Below are 17952 nucleotides of genomic sequence, written 5' to 3'. Positions count from 1 at the left end.
GCTCCCCGCTGGACCTAATCCGCGCAGCGCTGGATTTCCACCGTCGAGTGGCGGATCTCCTCGTGCATCGAGAAGCAGGCCCGCACCTCGTCGGCGGTGAGCGTCGGCGAGTGGGTCACCACCGTGAGCGCGCAGGCATACGCGTCGCGGCCCACGCGCCAAACGTGCAGGTCGGCCACGCGGGTTTCGGAGTCGGCCAGCAGGGTCTCGACGCCTTCCCTGATCTCCTGCGTGACGGGGTGGTCCATCTCGCGGTCGAGCAGCACCTTGCCGGTTTCCTTCAGCAGTCCCTTGGCCCAGACCGCCACCAGCACCGCGCCGACGATGCCCATGGCCGGGTCGAGCCAGGCCCAGCCGTAGAACCAGCCGCCCAGCAGCGCCGCGATGGCGAGCACCGAGGTGGCGGCGTCGGCCACGACGTGCAGGTAGGCCGAGCGCAGGTTCAGGTCGTGGCCATGGTGGTCGTGATGGCCGTGCCCATGGTGATCGTGCGCATGGCCGTGGTCGTGCCCGTGATGGTGATGCGCCCCGCCCAGCAGCCGCGCGCAGACCAGATTGACCACCAGCCCCAGCACCGCCACCGCGATGGCCTCGGGGTAATGGATGGCCGCCGGCGACCACAGCCGCTCCAGCGAGCCCACCACCATCAGCGCCGCCACACCCAGCAGCGCCAGCGCGCTCGCGAAGCCGCCGAGCACCTCGATCTTCCAGGTGCCGAAGGCGAAGCGCGGGTCGCGCGCGTAGCGGCGCGCGGCGGCGTAGGCGAAGGCGCTCAGCCCGATGGCCAGCGCGTGCGAGCTCATGTGCCAGCCGTCGGCCAGGAGCGCCATCGAGTTGAACCACCAGCCGGCACCGATCTCGACGACCATCATCGCGAAGGTGATCCACATCACCAGGCGCGTGCTGCGTTCGGCGGAAGAGGTGTCGGCGCCGAAATGGTGGTCGTGCTGCCAGGCGCTCAGGTCATGGGTGTGCATGGAATTCAGGCTCCAAAGAGATCGGGACCGTCGGCGCGGCCCGAAGGCGGCGCCACGCCCAGGTGGCGGTAGGCGGCCAGCGTGGCGATGCGCCCGCGCGGGGTGCGCTGCAGGTAGCCCTGCTGGATGAGGTAGGGCTCGATGACGTCCTCGATGGTGTCGCGCTCCTCGCCGATGCTGGCGGCCACGTTGTCCAGCCCGACCGGGCCGCCGTCGAAGCGGTGGATGACGGCTTCCAGCAGCTTGCGGTCCATCAGGTCGAAGCCCTGCGGATCGACGTCGAGCATGGCCAGCGCGCGGTGGGCGATGTCTTCGGTGATGCGGCCGGTGCCCTTGACCTCGGCGTAGTCGCGCACGCGGCGCAGGAGGCGGTTGGCGATGCGGGGCGTGCCGCGCGAGCGGCGGGCGATCTCGAAGCCGCCGGCCGGGTCGGCCTCCACCTTGAGCAGGCCGGCGCTGCGGTGCACGATCAGCGCCAGCTCCTCGGGCGTGTAGAACTCCAGCCGCGCGACGATGCCGAAACGGTCGCGCAGCGGGTTGGTCAGCATGCCGGCGCGGGTGGTCGCGCCCACCAGCGTGAAGGGCTGCAGGTCGAGCTTGATGCTGCGCGCCGCGGGGCCCTCGCCGATCATGATGTCGATCTGGTAGTCCTCCAGCGCGGGGTACAGGATTTCCTCGACGACCGGGCTCAGCCGGTGGATCTCGTCGATGAAGAGCACGTCGTTCGGCTCCAGGTTGGTCAGCAGCGCCGCCAGGTCCTTGGGCTTCTCGAGCACGGGGCCGGAGGTCTGGCGCAGGTTCACGCCCAGTTCGGCGGCGATGATGTGCGACAGCGTGGTCTTGCCCAGGCCCGGCGGGCCGAAAAGCAGCACGTGGTCGAGGGCTTCCTGCCGCTTGCGCGCGGCGCCGATGAAGATCTCGAGCTGCTCGCGGACCTTGGCCTGGCCGACGTATTCGTCCAGCAGCTTGGGGCGCAGGGCCCGTTCGATCGCCTCCTCGTTGGGCGAAGCGGGGGCTGCGGACACCACGCGTTGGGGAGCGGGCGCGAAATCGTCTGTCTGGATGGTCATTTGCTGGGGGTGTGCGACTACAAGTTTAGTCCCGAGCGCCGCGCCGGGCCGCCCCAAGCAAGCGAGCGCCCCCTCGGGGGGCGGCGAGGACACGCAGTGCCGAGCGTGGGGGCCTGTTCTTCGCTGGCAGAATGCTTCGGCCATATAACGAACGAGGGGAAGCCAGCACGTGTCGATCTACGAACTGAAGCCGCGTTTCCAGGCCCTGCTGCGGCCTCTGGTGATCCGGCTGCATGCGATGGGCGTCACCGCCAACCAGGTCACGCTGGCGGCATGCGCGGTATCGGTGGCGCTCGGACTCTGGCTCTTCTTCGCGGCGCCCTCGCTGGCGGCCTTCGGGCTCATCCCGCTGTGGATGTTCCTGCGCATGGCCTTCAACGCCATCGACGGCATGCTGGCGCGCGAGCACAACCAGCAGAGCAAGCTGGGCGCCTTCCTCAACGAACTGACCGACGTGGTCTCCGACGCGGCGCTGTACCTGCCTTTCGCGCTGGTCCAGCCCTTCGGCGGCTTCTGGGTCGGCACCGTCATCGTGCTGGCCGGGCTGAGCGAGTTCGCCGGCGCGCTGGGCCCCACCGTGGGCGCCTCGCGCCGCTACGACGGCCCGCTGGGCAAGAGCGACCGGGCCTTCGTGTTCGGCGCGCTCGGCCTCTACGTGGCGCTGGGCGGGCCGCTGCCGGGCTGGACGGCCTGGCTGATGCCGCTCGTGGCCGCGCTCGTGGCCTGGACCATCACCAACCGCATCCGCCGGGCGCTGGCGGAGGCAGACGACAAGAATCAGACAGGGACTCAATGACGAACACCACTCCACGCATCGCCGAGGAACTCCACTTCCAGACGCACGACGGCGAATCGCTCTTCTATCGCCGCTGGCCCGCCACGGGGGCCGCGCGGCGCGGCGCCGTGCTGCTTTTCCACCGCGGCCACGAGCACGGCGCGCGCATGGCGCACCTGGTCGACGAGCTCGACCTGCCCGACTTCGACTTCTACGCCTGGGACGCCCGCGGCCACGGCCGCTCGCCGGGCCAGCGCGGCTACAGCCCCAGCTTCGGCACTTCGGTGCGCGACGTGCAGACCTTCGTGCAGCACATCGGCGCGGTGCACGGCGTGCCCGAGCAGGACATCCACGTGGTCGCGCAGAGCGTGGGCGCGGTGCTGATCGCCACCTGGGCGCACGACTACGCGCCCAAGGTGCGCGGCCTCACGCTCGCCTCGCCGGCCTTCAAGGTCAAGCTCTACGTGCCCTTCGCGCGGCCCGGCCTGGCGCTGATGCACAAGCTGCGCGGCCTGTTCTTCGTCAACAGCTACGTGAAGGCGAAGTTCCTCACGCACGACCCGGAGCGCATCGCCAGCTACGAGAGCGACCCGCTCATCAGCCGGCCGATCGCCGTCAACATCCTGCTGGGCCTCTACGAAGCGGCCGAGCGCGTGGTGGCCGACGCCAACGCGATCACGCTGCCGGTGCAGCTGCTCATCTCGGGCGCCGACTGGGTGGTGCACCACAAGCCGCAGCACCAGTTCTTCGAGCGGCTGGGCAGCGCGGTCAAGACCAAGACCGAGCTGCCGGGCTTCTTCCACGACACGCTGGGCGAGAAGGACCGCGCGCCGGCCGTGGCGCAGATCCGCGAATTCATCCTGCAGCGCTTCGACGAGCCGGCCGTGCCGGTCGACCGCCGCGAGGCGCACCTCAGCGGCGAGACGGCCGAGGAGTCGCGTGCGCTGGCCGAGCCGCTTTCGCCCCTGTCGCCGCGCGGCGCCTACTGGGCGATCACCCGCGCCGGGCTGAAGCTGGGCGGCACGATGTCCGAGGGCATCAGGCTGGGCCACGAAACCGGCTTCGACTCCGGCAGCACGCTCGACTACGTCTACCGCAACCATCCGCAGGGCAGCTCGTTCATCGGCCGCTCCATCGACAAGACCTACCTCGAATCGATCGGCTGGCGCGGCATCCGCCAGCGCAAGATCCACGTCGAGGAGCTGCTGCGCATCGCGATGGAGCGGCTGGCCGAGATGCACCGCGAGGTGCGCCTTATGGACATCGCCGCCGGCCACGGCCGCTACGTGCTCGACGCGGTGCAGGCCAGCCCGGTGAAGGCCAGTTCGATCCTGCTGCGCGACTACAGCGACATCAACGTGCGCGACGGCCGCGCGCTCATCGCCGAGAAGGGCCTGGAGGACATCGCCCAGTTCGTGCAGGCCGACGCCTTCGACCGCATGAGCCTGGCCAGCGTGACGCCGAGGCCCACGCTGGCGGTGGTGTCGGGCCTGTACGAGCTCTTCCCCGACAACGAGTTGGTGCGCCGCTCGCTCGCGGGCGTGGGCGACGCGGTGGAAGACCGCGGCTACCTGGTCTACACCGGCCAGCCCTGGCACCCGCAGCTCGAGATGATCGCGCGCGCCCTCACCAGCCACCGCCAGGGCGAGGCCTGGGTGATGCGCCGCCGCACGCAGTACGAAATGGACCAGCTGGTGGAAGAAGCGGGCTTCCGCAAGATCGACCAGCGGGTCGACGAGTGGGGCATCTTCACGGTGTCGCTGGCGGTGCGCGTCACGCAATGACGACCGCCCCGCCGGCACGACGGCCCTGGAAGCGCGCAGCCGCCTGGCTGGTGCTGCTGGGGCCGCTGTTCTACGCGACCTACGGCTTCGCCAACTGGTGGGCCACCACGCGCGCCAACGTGCCGTCGATGGCCTTCGAATGGGAGCGGCACGTGCCGTTCTGGCCGTGGACCATCTTCCCGTACTGGACGATCAACGCCTTCTACGCGCTGTCGCTCTTCCTCGCGCGCAGCAAGCATGCGCTCGACCGGCATGCGCTGCGGCTGCTCACGGCCACCATCGTCGCCTGCACCTGCTTCGTGCTTTGGCCGCTGCACTTCAGCTTCGGGCAGCCGCCTGTCGACGGGGCGCCGGCCTTCCTGTTCAACGCGCTGCGGGGCTTCGACCAGCCCTTCAACCAGGCGCCCTCGCTGCACATCGCGCTGGCGGTGATCCTGTGGGACTGGTATCGCCAGTTCCTGAAGCCGCTGTGGGCGCGGCTGGTGCTGCACGTGTGGGCCTTCGCCATCTGCGCCTCTGTGCTCACGACCTGGCAGCACCACTTCATCGACATCCCGACCGGTGCGCTGCTCGGCATCTTCTGCGTGTGGCTGTGGCCGCTGGAGCGCGTGGTGGCCATGCCGCGCGCCTGGCGCACCACCCGCGATCCGCAGCGCTGGAAGCTGGCGGGCTTCTACGCGGTGGGCGCGGCGCTGTTCCTGGCGGCGGCGCTTTACGGCGGCGGCATCGCGCTGTGGCTCGCCTGGCCGGCCGCCTCGCTGGCGCTGGTGGCGCTGAACTACGCGGGCTTCGGCGCGCGCGGCTTCCAGATGGACGGCCATGGCCGCATGGCCTGGGCGGCGCGGTGGATGCTGGCGCCCTACCGGCTCGGCGCCGCCATCAATGCCTGGCTCTGGACGCGCAGCCTGCCGGCCTCGGTCGAGATCGTGCCGGGCCTGCGGCTGGGCCGCCGGCCCACGCGCGCCGAATGGCTGGCGGCCGGCCGGCCCCGTCTGGTGAGCCTGTGCGCCGAGCTGCAACTGCCCGCCGGCGTGCCGCACGCGCGCTGCGTACCCATCCTCGACCTGACGGTGCCGCCCACCGTGCGCCTGCAGCGCGCGGCGGCGGTCATCGAAGGCCAGCGCAGGAACGCGGACGGTGCCACAGTGTGGGTCTGCTGCGCGCTCGGCTTCTCGCGCAGCGCGGCGGCGGTGATCGCCTGGCTGGGCCGCTACGGCACGGCCAGCGGCGTCGCCGAAGCCGAGGACACGGTGCGCCGGGCACGGCCGCAGATCGTGCTGCGGGGTGCGTGGCGGGTCTCCCTGGAGCCGTTCGAGCCCTTGCAGGAGGTGCCGCACCATGACCGATGACAACGACAAAGCCACCTGCGCCGCGCTCGCGGCGCTGCTGCGCGCCATGGCGCTGCTGGCCCTCTGGGGCTTCGCGCTCACCTGCATCTCGGCGCTGGTGCTCGCGCTGACGCTGCGTTCGCTCTCGACCACCGCCACCATGGGCTTCGGCGCCGTCGTCATCCTCGGCGCGCTGGAGCGCTACTTCGCGTTCCGCCTGCGCTTCGACGAGGCGCTGTTCGACGGCCTCGCGCGCAACACCGTCGCCTCGCTCGAGGCGCTCGATCGCGCGCTCTCCTCGCTCGGGCTGCGCGAGCCGCCGCCTTCGCAGCATGCGCCCCGCCCGCTCGACGACCGCGTGCAGGGCACCCGCCAGCTCATGCAGCGCCACGCCATCGTGGTGGCCTGCCAGAGCGCCTTGTTCCTACTAGCCTTGATGACACAGGACTTGTCATGACTCTCCCCCAGGCTTGCCCACTGCGTGTGGCCTCCTCCCCCCTCGCCGGGGGCCGCACCGGCGGCCCGGCAAAGCCGGTTCCGCGGTGCGCACCGAACCAGGCATTCACGCCGGAGGCGACGCTTTGAGCGATAGCACGGACAAGCCCGAAAGCACCGTGCTGCGGCGCGGGCTCGCGATCGTGGCGGGCAAGCTCATCATCGGCGCGGCCGGGCTGCTGACCGGCGTGCGCGCCATCTGGTCGGGCACCACGCCCAAGGCCGAGCAGACGCTGTACTTCGCCAACCACACCAGCCACGGCGACTTCGTGCTGCTGTGGGCTACCCTGCCGCCCGACCTGCGCGCGCTGACGCGGCCCGTGGCGGGGCAGGACTACTGGATGGCCTCGAAGCTGCGGCAGTTCATCGGCATCGACGTGTTCAACGCGCTGATGATCCGCCGCGACGGCTCGGGCCAGGGCGAGAACCCGGTGGAGCAGATGAAGCAGGCGCTGGACGCCGGCGACTCGCTCATCATGTTCCCCGAGGGCACGCGCAACACCGGCGACGAGATCCTGCTGCCCCTGAAGAGCGGCCTCTTCCACCTGGCGCGCGCCTGCCCCAACGTGCGGCTGGTGCCGGTGTGGATCGAGAACCTCAAGCGCGTGCTGCCCAAGGGCACGCTGGTGCCGATTCCGCTGGCGTGCACGGTGCGCTACGGAGCGCCGATCTCGCTGGCAGAGGGCGAGGACAAGACCAGCTTCATTGCCCGCGCTCGCGCCGCCATGCTCGACCTGCGGCCCGAGTACGACCGCATCGAGGAGAACGGTACGGCCGGCAGCCAGAACGGCAACGGAGGAGCCGCAGCATGATCGAGCTCTCTCCCTTCGCGTGGACCACGCTCAAGCTCTTCGGCGGCGTGGCCGGCGTGCTGGTGCTGGCCTCGGCTATCGGCGCGCTGCTCAAGTGGAAGGTGGCGCACGGCCAGCCGCACTCGGTGATCGACAACCTCAACTCGCGCGTCAACGCGTGGTGGGTGATGGTGGCGGTGATCGGCATCGCCTTCGCCTTCGGCAAGGGCGGCGTGATCGTCCTGTTCTACCTGATCTCGTTCTACGCGCTGCGCGAGTTCATCAGCCTGGCCTACACGCGCCGCGGCGACCATGCGCCGATCGCGCTGGCCTTCTACCTCGCGCTGCCGGGGCAGTACTTCCTGATCTGGATCGACTGGTACGGGCTCTACGCCATCTACATCCCGGTCTACGCCTTCCTGCTGCTGCCCATTCTGGCGGCGGTGGGCGGCGACACGCGGCGCTTCCTGGAGCGCACCTCGAAGATCCAGTGGGGGCTGATGGTGTGCGTGTTCTGCATCAGCCACGTGCCCGCGCTGCTCACGCTGCAGATTCCGGGCTTCGAGGGCCGCAACCTGCTGCTGATCGCCTTCCTCGTGATCGTGGTTCAGGGCAGCGACGTGCTGCAGTACGTGTGGGGCAAGCTCTTCGGCAAGCGCAAGGTGGCGCCCGAGCTCTCGCCCTCCAAGACATGGGAAGGCCTGGTCGGCGGCGTGGCCAGCGCCACCGCGCTGGGCGCGGCGCTGTACTGGGCCACGCCCTTCAACCCATGGCAGGCGGCGCTGATGGCGCTCACCATCTGCCTCATGGGCTTCTTCGGCGGCCTCGTGATGTCGGCCATCAAGCGCGACCGCGGCGTGAAGGACTGGGGCTCGATGATCGAGGGCCATGGCGGCATGCTCGACCGGCTCGACTCGGTGATCTTCGCGGCGCCCATCTACTTCCACGCGCTGCGCTACTGGTGGGTGCCATGAGCAAGGCGCGAGAGCAGGAAGAGCGCGTCGTGCACGAGGCGCCCCTGGAGTGCGCCAACGCAGCCGCGTGGGCGCGCTGGCTCAGGCGCCACCACGCCAGCGCCGCCGGAATATGGCTGCGCATCGCGAAGAAGGACAGCGGCATCGCCTCCGTCGACTACGCCGCCGCGCTCGAAGAAGCGCTGTGCTGGGGCTGGATCGACGGCCAGCGCAGGAGCGACGACGCGCAGTACTTCCAGCAACGCTTCACGCCACGCACCAAGCGCAGCATCTGGTCGCAGATCAACCGCGCCAAGGTGCTCAAGCTCATCGAGGAAGGCCGCATGCAGCCGGCCGGCCATGGCGAGATCGAACGCGCCAAGGCCGACGGCCGCTGGGAGGCGGCTTACGAGGGCGTCAGCGCCGCGACGGTGCCGCCCGACCTGCAGGCCGCGCTCGACGCCAACAAGAAGGCCGCGAAGTTCTTCGCCACGCTCGATTCGCGCAACCGCTTCGCGGTGCTGTTCCGCACCCAGGGCGCGAAGAAGCCCGAGACCCGCGCGCGGCGCATCGCGCAGTTCGTGGAGATGCTCGCCAAGGGCGAGAAGATCCACCCCTGAGCCTCATCCGGCTCCTCCTCAGGTGCCGGCGGCGATGCGCGCCAGCCGGTCCGCATCGACGATGCGGATGCGCTTGTAGCGCATGTCGATGGCGCCCTCTTCAACCAGGCGCCCCAGTTCCTTGTTGATGGTCTGGCGCGACAGGCCCAGCATGGCCGCCAGGTCGTTCTGCGACAGCCGCACCAGCGGCCCCCCGGCGTCCTCCGCGGTTCCAGGACCCTGCCCGCCGTAGAAGTGGACCAGGCTCATCAGCGTGGCCGCCACACGCCCGTGGATCGAGTTGAGCATCTGGTTCTGCAGCAGCACGATGCTCAGCCGCTGGCGCTGCAGGCCCAGCTTGGCCACGTCGCGCCACAGCACCGGCTCGGCGTCGAGCACCGCGATCACCGCGTCGCTGGGCAGGTGGACGATCACCGAATCCTCGTGCGCGTGGTAGTCGTAGGCCAGCGGAACGTCTTCCAGCAGCCGCACCAGCGGCGCCACCTGCCCCGGGCCCAGCAGTGCGTTGACGTACTTGCGGCCGTTGGCGCTCATGCTGCTGATCTCGAGGCAGCCCGACACCACCACCAGCAGCTCGCGCCGGTGGCGGTCGTGCGCGAGCACCTGCGTGCGCCGGCTGTAGCGCTCCATGCGCGCGGACTTCATGAGCTCGGTGCGGCGCGCGTCGGGCCAGCGCGAGAACAGCTCGTTCCAGCGCAGTGCGCGCTCGATGAGCGCGGCGCTCTCTTCGGCGTTCCTGGGGGTGGAGCGAGGCGATCGGGTCAGCGGGTTCTCCCTGCCGTGATGTTCATGAATCTGTCAAAGCGTTGACAGATTCGGGAGGGCGTCATTTCTATCGTAAGCACCGGACATCCACAAGCACACAAGCGGCACCGCCATGCATCCGCATGCGGCAAGCCCTACCGGAGACAAGCAGCACATGAAGAAGACAGCCGCCGCCGGCCTCGCGCTGGCGGCCTACTCCTCGCTCACCCTGGCCCAGAGCAGCGTGACCATCTACGGCACGGTCGACCTCTACATGGCCTTCGCCAAGTCGGGCATCACCTCGTCGAAGCGGCTCGAAGATGGCGGCCAGACCGCCTCGCGCCTGGGCTTTCGCGGCACCGAGGACCTCGGCGGCGGGCTCAGCGCGCATTTCACGCTCGAAAGCGGCTTCGCGCCCGACACCGGCAACGGCACGCTGCCCGGGCCGGCCATGTCGTTCAGCCGGCAGTCCTTCGTGGGCCTTTCGGGACCGTGGGGCCAGATCGATGCGGGCCGCATGTACACGCCGATGTTCTACACGCTGTTCAAGGCCGACCCGTACGGCGTGAACTCGGTGTTCTCGCCGATCAACCTGGTGGCCGCCACCGACGCGCAGCCGGGGCTCACGCCCTTCGCCGCGCGTGCCAGCAACATGGTGCGCTACCGCACGCCGGCCAGCAGCGACTTCTTCGCGGACATCGCCTACGCGCCGGGCGAATCGAGCGCGCCCAGCCACCAGAGCGGCAACTTCTACGGCGGCAGCCTGGGCTGGTCACGCAAGCCCTACTACATCGCCTACGCCTTCCAGCGCGCGCGCTCCGGCGCGGCCGCCGCGCCCGTGGCCGAACTGGCCACCACCACCTACCAGGCACTGAGCGGCGCCTACGAGCTGCCGGACATCGGGCTGCAGTTCTATGCCAACTACGTGCGCAACAGCTCGAACCTGCCGCGCGTGCCCACGGCGAAGCTCGCGAGCCTGGGCGTCACCTACAACGTGACGCCCGCCTCGAACCTGATGTTCGAGGCCATGCAGCGCAAGGTGGACGACACCGGCCGCTCGCAGCTCGCGTGGACGCTGGGCTACGACTACTACCTGAGCAAGCGCACCGTGCTCTATGCGCGCTGGCTGCGCCTGCTCAACCGGCACGGTGCCTCGGCCTCGCTCGCGACCATCGCCGTCGCGCCCGACAGCGGCGCCGGCGTGCGCGTGCTCGCCGCCGGCATCCGCCACAACTTCTGAAACCGCTCCTCTTTCCTCTATCCATGGATTTCTTCTCGTCCCAGGCCGAATCGCTCTCGGCCCTGTTCGCGCCAAGCTCCATCGCGGTGGTCGGCGCCTCGTCCAGCCCGCAGAAGATCGGCGGCATCCCCATCGACTACCAGCGCCGCTTCGGCTTCGACGGCGCGCTCTATCCGGTCAACCCCAACGCCGGGCGCATCCAGGAACTGCAGGCCTGGCCCGACCTGCAGTCCATTGGCAAGCCGGTGGACCTGGCCATCCTCGCCGTGCCCGCCGCGCTGGTCGACGGCGCGCTCGACGACGCAATCGCCGCGAAGGTGAAGGGCGTGGTGCTGTTCTCGTCGGGCTTCGCCGAGACCGGCGCCGAGGGCGCGGCCGCGCAGGCGCGGCTGGGCGACAAGGCGCGCGCGGCCGGGGTGCGGCTCATCGGGCCCAACTGCCTGGGCTTCATGAACATCGCGCGCAATGTCTACGCGACCTTCTCGCCGGCGCCCGGCGTGGGCCGCGTGGCGGCAGGGCGCATCGGGCTGGTGAGCCAGTCGGGCGCGTTCGGCGCGTATGCGTACTCGATGGCGCGGGCACGCGGCGTGGGCCTGTCGCTGTGGGCCACCACCGGCAACGAGGCCGACGTGCAGTTTGCCGACTGCCTCGCCTGGCTGGCGCAGGACCCGGCCACCGACGTGATCATGGGCTACATGGAAGGCTGCCGCGACGGCCCTCGCCTGCGCGCCGCGCTGGCCCTCGCGCAGGCGAACGGCAAGCCGGTGGTGATGGTCAAGGTGGGCAGCACGGCGCTTGGCGCGCAGGCCGCGGCCTCGCACACCGCCGCGCTGGCAGGCGACGACGCGGTGTATGACGCTGTGTTCCGCCAGTACGGCGTGCTGCGCGCGCGCAATCTCACCGAGTTCTTCGACCTGGCCCACAGCGCGGCCGTGGCCGGCCGGCCGCGCGACCGCTCGATCGGCCTGTTCACGCTCTCTGGCGGCGTGGGCGCGCTGATGGCCGACGAGGCCTCGGCGCAGGGCCTGGACGTGCAGCCGCTCAGCGATGCGGCGCAGGACACGCTGCGCAGCTGGGTGCCCTTCGCGGCGCCGCGCAACCCGGTCGACATCACCGGGCAGGTCACCAACGACATGAGCCTGCTGGAGCGCAGCGCCCGTGTGATGCTCGACGACCGGGGCTTCGCGTCGTGGATGGGCTTCCTCGCGGCCGCGGGCGCGTCGGACGCCTTCTGGCCGGTGCTGCGCGAACTGGTGGGCTCGCTGCGCGCGGCCTATCCCGACACGCTGCTGGCCATCAGCACGCTGCTGGCGCCCGAGCGCCGCGCGGAGCTGGAGGCGATGCGCTGCCTGGTGTTCGCCGATCCTTCGGACGGCATCCGCACGATCGCCGCGCTGGCCGGATTGAAGACCGGCGTGCGGCCTTCGACGGTCCCGGCTCTCGCCTCGAATCCGCTGAAGCTGTCCCCCGGCGCCATGTCCGAGCCCGACGCGCTGGCGCTGCTTGCCGAGGCCGGCGTGACGGTGGTCGAGCACCGGGTGGTGCGCAGCGCCGACGAGGCGGCCACAGCCGCCGAAGCCATCGGCGACGCGGTGGTGGTGAAGATCGTGAGCGCGGACATCCCGCACAAGTCGGACGTCGGCGGCGTGGCGCTCGGGCTGCGCGGCGCGGCGCAGGCGCGCGAGGCCTTCGAGCGCACGCGCGACCATGCCCTTTCGGCACGGCCTGATGCGCGGCTCGACGGCGCATTGGTGGCGCGCATGCTGGCGGGCGGCGTCGAATGCATCGCGGGCGTGCACCGCGACCCGGTGTTCGGGCCGGTGCTGATGTTCGGCCTGGGCGGCATCCACGTCGAGACGCTGCGCGACGTGTCGCTGCGCGCGCTGCCGATCACGCGCGACGACGCGCTGGCCATGGTGCGCGAGCTGCGCGCCTTCGCGATCCTCGACGGCGCGCGCGGCCGTGCGCCGGTCGATCTCGAATCGATCGCCGATGCCCTGTGCGCGCTGGGGCGCTTCGCGCTGCGCGCAGGCGATTCGCTCGACAGCGCCGAGATCAACCCGCTGATCGCGCGGCCGCGGGCCGACGGCGGCTGCGTGGCGGTCGATGCGCTGGTCGTCGGACGCGCCGCATGAACAACCACGGGAGACAGACCGCATGACGACATCGAAGAGACAACTTGCCATGTTCGGCATCCTCGGCATTGGCACCGCCATCGCGCACGCCGAAGCGCCCTTTCCGTCGAAGCCGCTGCGCATCGTCGTGCAGTACCAGGCGGGCGGCTCCACCGACATCCTCGCGCGCATCGTGGCGGACGGGCTGTCGAAGCGGCTGGGCCAGCCGGTGGTGGTCGAGAACCGCAGCGGCGCGGGCGGGATCATCGGCACCGACTACGTCGCAAAGAGCGCGCCCGACGGCTACACGCTGCTGCTGACGGTGCCGGGCCCGGTCACCGCGAACATGGTGCTCTACAGCAAGCTGCCCTACGACCCGCGCACCGACCTGCGCATGGTCTCGGACATCGCGACCACGCGCACCGTGCTGGCGGTGCATCCTTCCGTGCCGGCGAAGGACTTCAGGAGCCTGATCGCCACGGTGAAGGCAGCGCCCGGCAAGTACACGATGGGCTCGTGGGGCCCGGGCACGCAGCCGCACCAGATCCAGGTCTACATGGACAAGACCTACGGCCTGCAGACGCTGCACGTGCCCTACAAGGGCGAGAGCCCGATGGCGGTGGACCTGATCAGCGGCGTCATCAACATGACGGTCGGCTCGGTCACCACGCTGCAGCCGTACATCGCGGCCGGCAAGCTGCGTGCGCTCGCGGTGGCCGGCCCGCGCCGCGCCAAGGCGCTGCCCGACGTGCCGACCTTCGCCGAGCAGGGCTACGCCGACGAGGTCTATGCGCTGACCGGCCCGACCTCGCTGATGGCGCCCGCGAAGACGCCCGACGCGGTGGTCGAGCGGCTGGGGCGCGAGGTCAGCGCGGTGATACGCCAGCCCGAGGTCAGCCGCCGCATCGAGGAACTCGGCGCCGAGCCGGTGGGCAACCTGCCGGCCGACGCCACCGCTGCCTACAAGGCATTCCTTCCCGTGACGCTGCGGCTCACGCAGGCCACGGGCGTGAAGCTCGATTGAACCGATCCATGAACTCCAGCAAAGAGACATCCCGATGACCGCTCCCAATTCCACCGTCACTGCCGCGCGCAAGGCACTGGCCCGCTCCATCGGCCTGGCCGCCTTCGTCTACGGCTATCCGCTCACCGAGACCTACCGCACCTGCGCGATGCAGACCGCGCCCCGGGGCGAGCGCCGCACCGGTGCCTCGCACGGTTCGGACGTGCGCGCGCCGGTGAACACGCTGCACCATGCGCCGCGCCCTTCCACCGATGAAGACCGCGACGTGGTGACGCCAGCCAACGACCTGCTCTACACCATCGCCTGGGTGCACCTGGCGCAGGGGCCGATGCTGCTGACCGTGCCCGCGTCGTCGCGCCACCCGGGCCGCTACTTCGTGCTGCCGCTGTACGACGCCTACACCGAGAACTTCGAGAACCTGGGGCCACGCAACTGCAACCCCGAGGGCGAGACGGTGGTGCTCGTCGGCCCCGGCGGCACGGTGCCGGCATCGCTCGCGGGCCACCGCGTGGTGCGCTGCCCGACCGACCTCGTCTGGCTGATCGGCCGCATCCTCGTCGGCGACGAGAGTGACTGGCCGGCCGCGCGCGCGCTGCAGTCCGAGATCAGGCTGGAGCCCGCCCCCGGCACAGTGCTGCAGGAACGGCCCGCCGCCGTCGAACACTGGGACGGCCCGGCGGTGGATGCCATGGCCGCCGCCTTCGAGAACGGTGAGCCGGCCGCGCAGGTGGCGCCGCGCTTCTTCACCAACATGTGCCTGGAGCTCGCGGAGGCGCCGGGCCGCGTGGAAGACCGCGCGCTGGTCGCCTGGTTCGGCCAGGCCGGGCTGCGGCCGGACGCCGCCTTCTCGTGGGACACGCTGGACGAGCCCGCGCGCGAAGGGCTGATCGAAGGCTTCGCCGAAGGCGTGCAGCTGGTAGGTGCCGCGGGCCGCAACCGCCGCCCCAAGCCTTGGTCGATGACGCCTTCCACCGGCCGCTACGGCAACGAGTTCCTCGGCCGCGCCCGCACCGCCTACCTGGGCCTGGGCGCGCTGGCCACCAGCGAGGCGGTGTACGCCGCCGCGCACTACGACGAAAAGCAGGAGCCGCTGGACGGCCAGCGCAGCTACACGATGCGCTTCGAGGCCGATGACCTGCCGCCCGCAGATGCCTTCTGGTCGGTGACGCTCTACGACGCCGACCGTTTTCTCTACCCCAACGAGATCAGGCGCCACGCGATCGGCGACCGCACGCCCGGACTGAAGCGCGCGGCCGACGGCAGCCTGGAGCTCAGCCTGAGCCACGCGCGCCCGGCCGACACATCCAACTGGCTGCCCGCGCCGGCCGGCCGCTTCTACCTGATCCTGCGCATGTACTACCCGCGCGAAGGCGTGCAGAGCTGGCGCATTCCCGCCCTGCAGGCGCGGGAGGCCTGAGCGATGCAGACGACAACCATCGACGACGAACTGCGCACGCTGGCCGAGAAGGCCGTCGTCTACGCCTTTCCGCTATACGAGATGAGCCGCATGCGCGCCGCCACCTCGCCGCAACGCACCGACAGCGCCGGCGAAGCGCCCAAGCCCCATCGCTGGTGCAACGTGTTCACCCACGCGCGCCAGCTGCTGGGAGCGGGCAAGAGCCGCGTGGTGACGCCGAACAACGACACGCTCTACACCAACGCATGGCTGGACCTGGGCGACGGCCCGCTGGTGATCGACGTGCCCGACACGGCCGGGCGCTACTACGTGCTGGGCCTGCTGGACTTCTACACGAACCCCTTCGCGCATATCGGCCAGCGGCTCACGGGCACGGCCGCGCGCTCCTTGCTCGTCACGCCTCCGGGCTGGCGCGGAGAAGTGCCGGCCGCGTTCGCGCAACCCGGCTCGCACATCGAGGCACCGACGCGCTGGCTGTGGGTCATCGGCCGCATCCTGGTCGACGGGCCGGGCGACGTGCCCGCAGTCAATGCGCTGCAGGATGGCTTCGTCGTGCGCACGCTCGGCGACTGGCGGGCCGGCAAGGCGGCATCGATGCCGAAGCACTTCGACCCGGCCTGCGACCCGAAGGCGCCGCTGGGCGCCGAGCACTTCGCCACCCAGGTGAACCGCGCGCTGCGCGAGAACCTGCCGCCCGCGCGCGATGCCGCTGTGCTCGCCCGCTTCGCGCGGCTCGGGCTGGGCCCCGATGCCGGCACGCCCGACGAAACGCAGCTCGGCCCGCTGCAGGACGCGCTCGATGCCGTGCTGCCGCGCCTGCGCAATGCGCAGTCGGGCACCACGGCGCCTTCGGGCTGGGTGCAGATGCCGCTGGTCGAAGGCAGCTTCGGCGACGACCACCTGGCGCGCGCGCTGGTCGCGCTCAAGTACATCGGCATGCTCGAAAGCCGCGAGGCGACCTATCCGCTGGCCTGGCACGACGCCATGGGGCGCAAGCTCGACGGCAGCGGCCGCTACACACTGCGCTTCGCGCCGGGCGCGCTGCCGCCGGTGGAGGCCTTCTGGTCTCTCACGATGTACGACAGCCGCGACTACATGCTGGTGGACAACCCCATCGACCGCTACGCCATCGGCGACCGCACGCCGGCGCTGCGCCGCGACGCGGACGGCGGGCTCACGCTGCACATCCAGCATGCGAGCCCCGAGGGCGAGACCGCGCGGGCGAACTGGCTGCCGGCGCCCGCCGGCGATTTCTATCTGTGCCTGCGCGCCTATGTGCCGCGCGAGGAAATGCTGGACGGCCGCTATGCGCTGCCGGCGCTGGTGCGTATCGGGGAGGCCGCATGAGCACCAACAACAGTACGGGCAACACTGAACAGGAAAAGCCCTTCCTCATCGTCGGCACGGGCACCGAGACGGTTGCGCCGGGGCTGCACATCCTGCGCGGGCAGGGACAGTCCTTCGTGGCCGAGACCGATGCCGGCCTCGTGGTGATCGACGCCGGGCCAGGCGGCGCGGTGACGCAGGGCATGATTGACGCGGTGCGTCAGATCAGCAACGCGCCGCTGCATGCGCTGTGCTTCAGCCACGGGCACGTGGGCTACAACTCCGGCGTGCCGATGTGGCTCGCGCATGCCGCGCAGCGCGGGGATGCGCCGCCGCGCGTCATCGCGCACCGCAACGTGCCGAAGCGCCACGCGCGCTACCGCGAGACCGAGACGCTGCAGCACCGCATGGCGGAGATCCAGTTCAACCGGCCCGCCGGCTTCTTCGACCACCGGCTCGCCATGCATCCGCCCACGGAGACCTTCGACGACCGGCTGCAGATCGGCCAGGGCGACAGCCGCATCGAGCTGCGCTGGACACCTTCGGAGACCGACGATGCGATCGCGCTGTGGAGCCCGTCGCAGCGCGTGCTGTACGGCGGCGCGGCGCTGATCGACTCGATTCCCAACATCGGCACGCCGTTTCGCACGATGCGCGACACGGTGCGCTGGGCCGACACGCTCGAAGCGCTCGCCGCGCTCGGTGCGCGCAAGGCGGTGCGCGAGTTCGGCGCCACGCTCGAAGGCGAGGAGCAGGTTCGGCACGTGCTCACGCACACCGCGCGCGCGCTGCGCTGGCTGCGCGCCGAGGTCGTGCGGCTGATGAACGAGGGGCACAACGAGCGCGGCGTGCTGGCGCGCATGCGCTTTCCCGACGAGCTGTTCGGCGTCGAGTGGATGAAGCCCACCTATGGCGACCCCGGCTACATCGTGCGCGACATCTACCGCTCGGAGAACGGCTGGTGGGACCGCAACCCGACCTCGCTGCACCCCGAGGCGCCGGAGGCCATCGGCCGGGCCGTGGCGGAGGCCATCACCGACAAGCGCGGCGTGATCGTGCGTGCGTGCGGCTTCGCGAAGGAAGGCCGCTGGCAGCTCGCGCTGCACGTGATCGACCTGCTGGCCACGGCCGAGGGCGACGCGCCCGAGATCGTGGAGGCGCGCTCGCTGAAGGCCGAATGGCTGCGCGAGCGCGCGCGGCAGGTGCCGAGTTACGTCTCGCGCAACCTGTATCGCGTGGGCGCGGACATGATCGAGCAGGGAACGCAGGCGCGCTTCGGCATCCACTGACGAAC

General features: G+C 70.6%; 17 protein-coding genes. 14 read left to right on the top strand and 3 right to left on the bottom strand.

Annotated features, from left to right (window positions below; translation table 11 throughout):
• Positions 1-14 precede the first annotated feature (14 nt).
• Positions 15-977, bottom strand: coding sequence for a CDF family Co(II)/Ni(II) efflux transporter DmeF (dmeF, locus tag ACAM57_RS03760; RefSeq protein WP_369660748.1), 963 nt, complete (start codon positions 975-977; stop codon positions 15-17).
• A gap of 5 nt (positions 978-982) precedes the next feature.
• Positions 983-2047 (bottom strand): Holliday junction branch migration DNA helicase RuvB, encoded by a 1065-nt coding sequence (gene ruvB, locus ACAM57_RS03755; protein ID WP_369660747.1) that lies wholly within the window; start codon positions 2045-2047, stop codon positions 983-985.
• A gap of 169 nt (positions 2048-2216) precedes the next feature.
• Here ruvB and ACAM57_RS03750 point away from each other — a divergent pair, with 169 nt between their 5' ends.
• From ACAM57_RS03750 to ACAM57_RS03720, 7 genes are all read left to right on the top strand, one after another.
• Positions 2217-2843: a CDP-alcohol phosphatidyltransferase family protein gene (locus ACAM57_RS03750; protein ID WP_126023673.1), complete on the top strand. Its 627-nt coding sequence runs from the start codon at positions 2217-2219 to the stop codon at positions 2841-2843.
• Entirely contained in the window at positions 2840-4606 is a 1767-nt protein-coding gene (locus tag ACAM57_RS03745; RefSeq protein WP_369660746.1) for a bifunctional alpha/beta hydrolase/class I SAM-dependent methyltransferase, read from the top strand. Before ACAM57_RS03750 ends, ACAM57_RS03745 begins: the two co-directional genes overlap by 4 nt.
• Positions 4603-5955 (top strand): phosphatase PAP2/dual specificity phosphatase family protein, encoded by a 1353-nt coding sequence (locus tag ACAM57_RS03740; protein WP_369660745.1) that lies wholly within the window; start codon positions 4603-4605, stop codon positions 5953-5955. The genes ACAM57_RS03745 and ACAM57_RS03740 overlap by 4 nt, the downstream gene beginning before the upstream one ends.
• Positions 5945-6391 (top strand): hypothetical protein, encoded by a 447-nt coding sequence (locus ACAM57_RS03735; protein WP_369660744.1) that lies wholly within the window; start codon positions 5945-5947, stop codon positions 6389-6391. Before ACAM57_RS03740 ends, ACAM57_RS03735 begins: the two co-directional genes overlap by 11 nt.
• Positions 6392-6515: 124 nt before the next feature.
• Entirely contained in the window at positions 6516-7241 is a 726-nt protein-coding gene (locus tag ACAM57_RS03730) for a 1-acyl-sn-glycerol-3-phosphate acyltransferase (RefSeq protein WP_221297648.1), read from the top strand.
• Positions 7238-8194 (top strand): phosphatidate cytidylyltransferase, encoded by a 957-nt coding sequence (locus ACAM57_RS03725; protein WP_369660743.1) that lies wholly within the window; start codon positions 7238-7240, stop codon positions 8192-8194. The genes ACAM57_RS03730 and ACAM57_RS03725 overlap by 4 nt, the downstream gene beginning before the upstream one ends.
• Complete coding sequence (locus ACAM57_RS03720) at positions 8191-8793, top strand: YdeI family protein (protein ID WP_126023678.1); 603 nt, start codon at positions 8191-8193, stop codon at positions 8791-8793. The genes ACAM57_RS03725 and ACAM57_RS03720 overlap by 4 nt, the downstream gene beginning before the upstream one ends.
• An 18-nt stretch (positions 8794-8811) precedes the next feature.
• On the opposite strand, the gene ACAM57_RS03715 is transcribed toward ACAM57_RS03720, so the two are convergent.
• The gene (locus ACAM57_RS03715; RefSeq protein ID WP_126023815.1) at positions 8812-9423 is read right to left on the bottom strand and encodes a Crp/Fnr family transcriptional regulator; all 612 of its coding nucleotides are present in this window, start codon (positions 9421-9423) and stop codon (positions 8812-8814) included.
• Between ACAM57_RS03715 and ACAM57_RS03710 the strand changes: the two genes are divergently transcribed.
• The 7 genes from ACAM57_RS03710 to ACAM57_RS03680 all read left to right on the top strand — a co-directional run bounded on the left by ACAM57_RS03710 (position 9422) and on the right by ACAM57_RS03680 (position 17947).
• Positions 9422-9577 carry a hypothetical protein gene (locus ACAM57_RS03710; RefSeq protein ID WP_354425458.1) on the top strand — a complete coding sequence of 52 codons (156 nt, stop codon included), beginning with the start codon at positions 9422-9424 and terminating at the stop codon, positions 9575-9577. The genes ACAM57_RS03715 and ACAM57_RS03710 overlap by 2 nt on opposite strands.
• A 135-nt stretch (positions 9578-9712) precedes the next feature.
• Positions 9713-10777 carry a porin gene (locus tag ACAM57_RS03705; RefSeq protein ID WP_369660742.1) on the top strand — a complete coding sequence of 355 codons (1065 nt, stop codon included), beginning with the start codon at positions 9713-9715 and terminating at the stop codon, positions 10775-10777.
• A 23-nt stretch (positions 10778-10800) separates the two neighbouring features.
• Positions 10801-12912 (top strand): acetate--CoA ligase family protein, encoded by a 2112-nt coding sequence (locus ACAM57_RS03700; protein WP_369660741.1) that lies wholly within the window; start codon positions 10801-10803, stop codon positions 12910-12912.
• 49 nt (positions 12913-12961) lie between these two features.
• Positions 12962-13915 (top strand): Bug family tripartite tricarboxylate transporter substrate binding protein, encoded by a 954-nt coding sequence (locus ACAM57_RS03695; RefSeq protein WP_369662390.1) that lies wholly within the window; start codon positions 12962-12964, stop codon positions 13913-13915.
• A 34-nt stretch (positions 13916-13949) separates the two neighbouring features.
• Entirely contained in the window at positions 13950-15332 is a 1383-nt protein-coding gene (locus tag ACAM57_RS03690) for a DUF1254 domain-containing protein (RefSeq protein ID WP_369660740.1), read from the top strand.
• 3 nt (positions 15333-15335) lie between these two features.
• Complete coding sequence (locus ACAM57_RS03685) at positions 15336-16679, top strand: DUF1254 domain-containing protein (RefSeq protein WP_369660739.1); 1344 nt, start codon at positions 15336-15338, stop codon at positions 16677-16679.
• Positions 16676-17947, top strand: coding sequence for an alkyl sulfatase dimerization domain-containing protein (locus ACAM57_RS03680; RefSeq protein WP_369660738.1), 1272 nt, complete (start codon positions 16676-16678; stop codon positions 17945-17947). The genes ACAM57_RS03685 and ACAM57_RS03680 overlap by 4 nt, the downstream gene beginning before the upstream one ends.
• The last annotated feature ends 5 nt before the right edge of the window (positions 17948-17952 follow it).

It is taken from the genome of Variovorax sp. V15, from assembly GCF_041154425.1.
GTDB classification, from domain to species: Bacteria; Pseudomonadota; Gammaproteobacteria; order Burkholderiales; family Burkholderiaceae_C; genus Variovorax; species Variovorax guangxiensis.
This window is presented reverse-complemented; position numbering and strand designations above follow the sequence as displayed.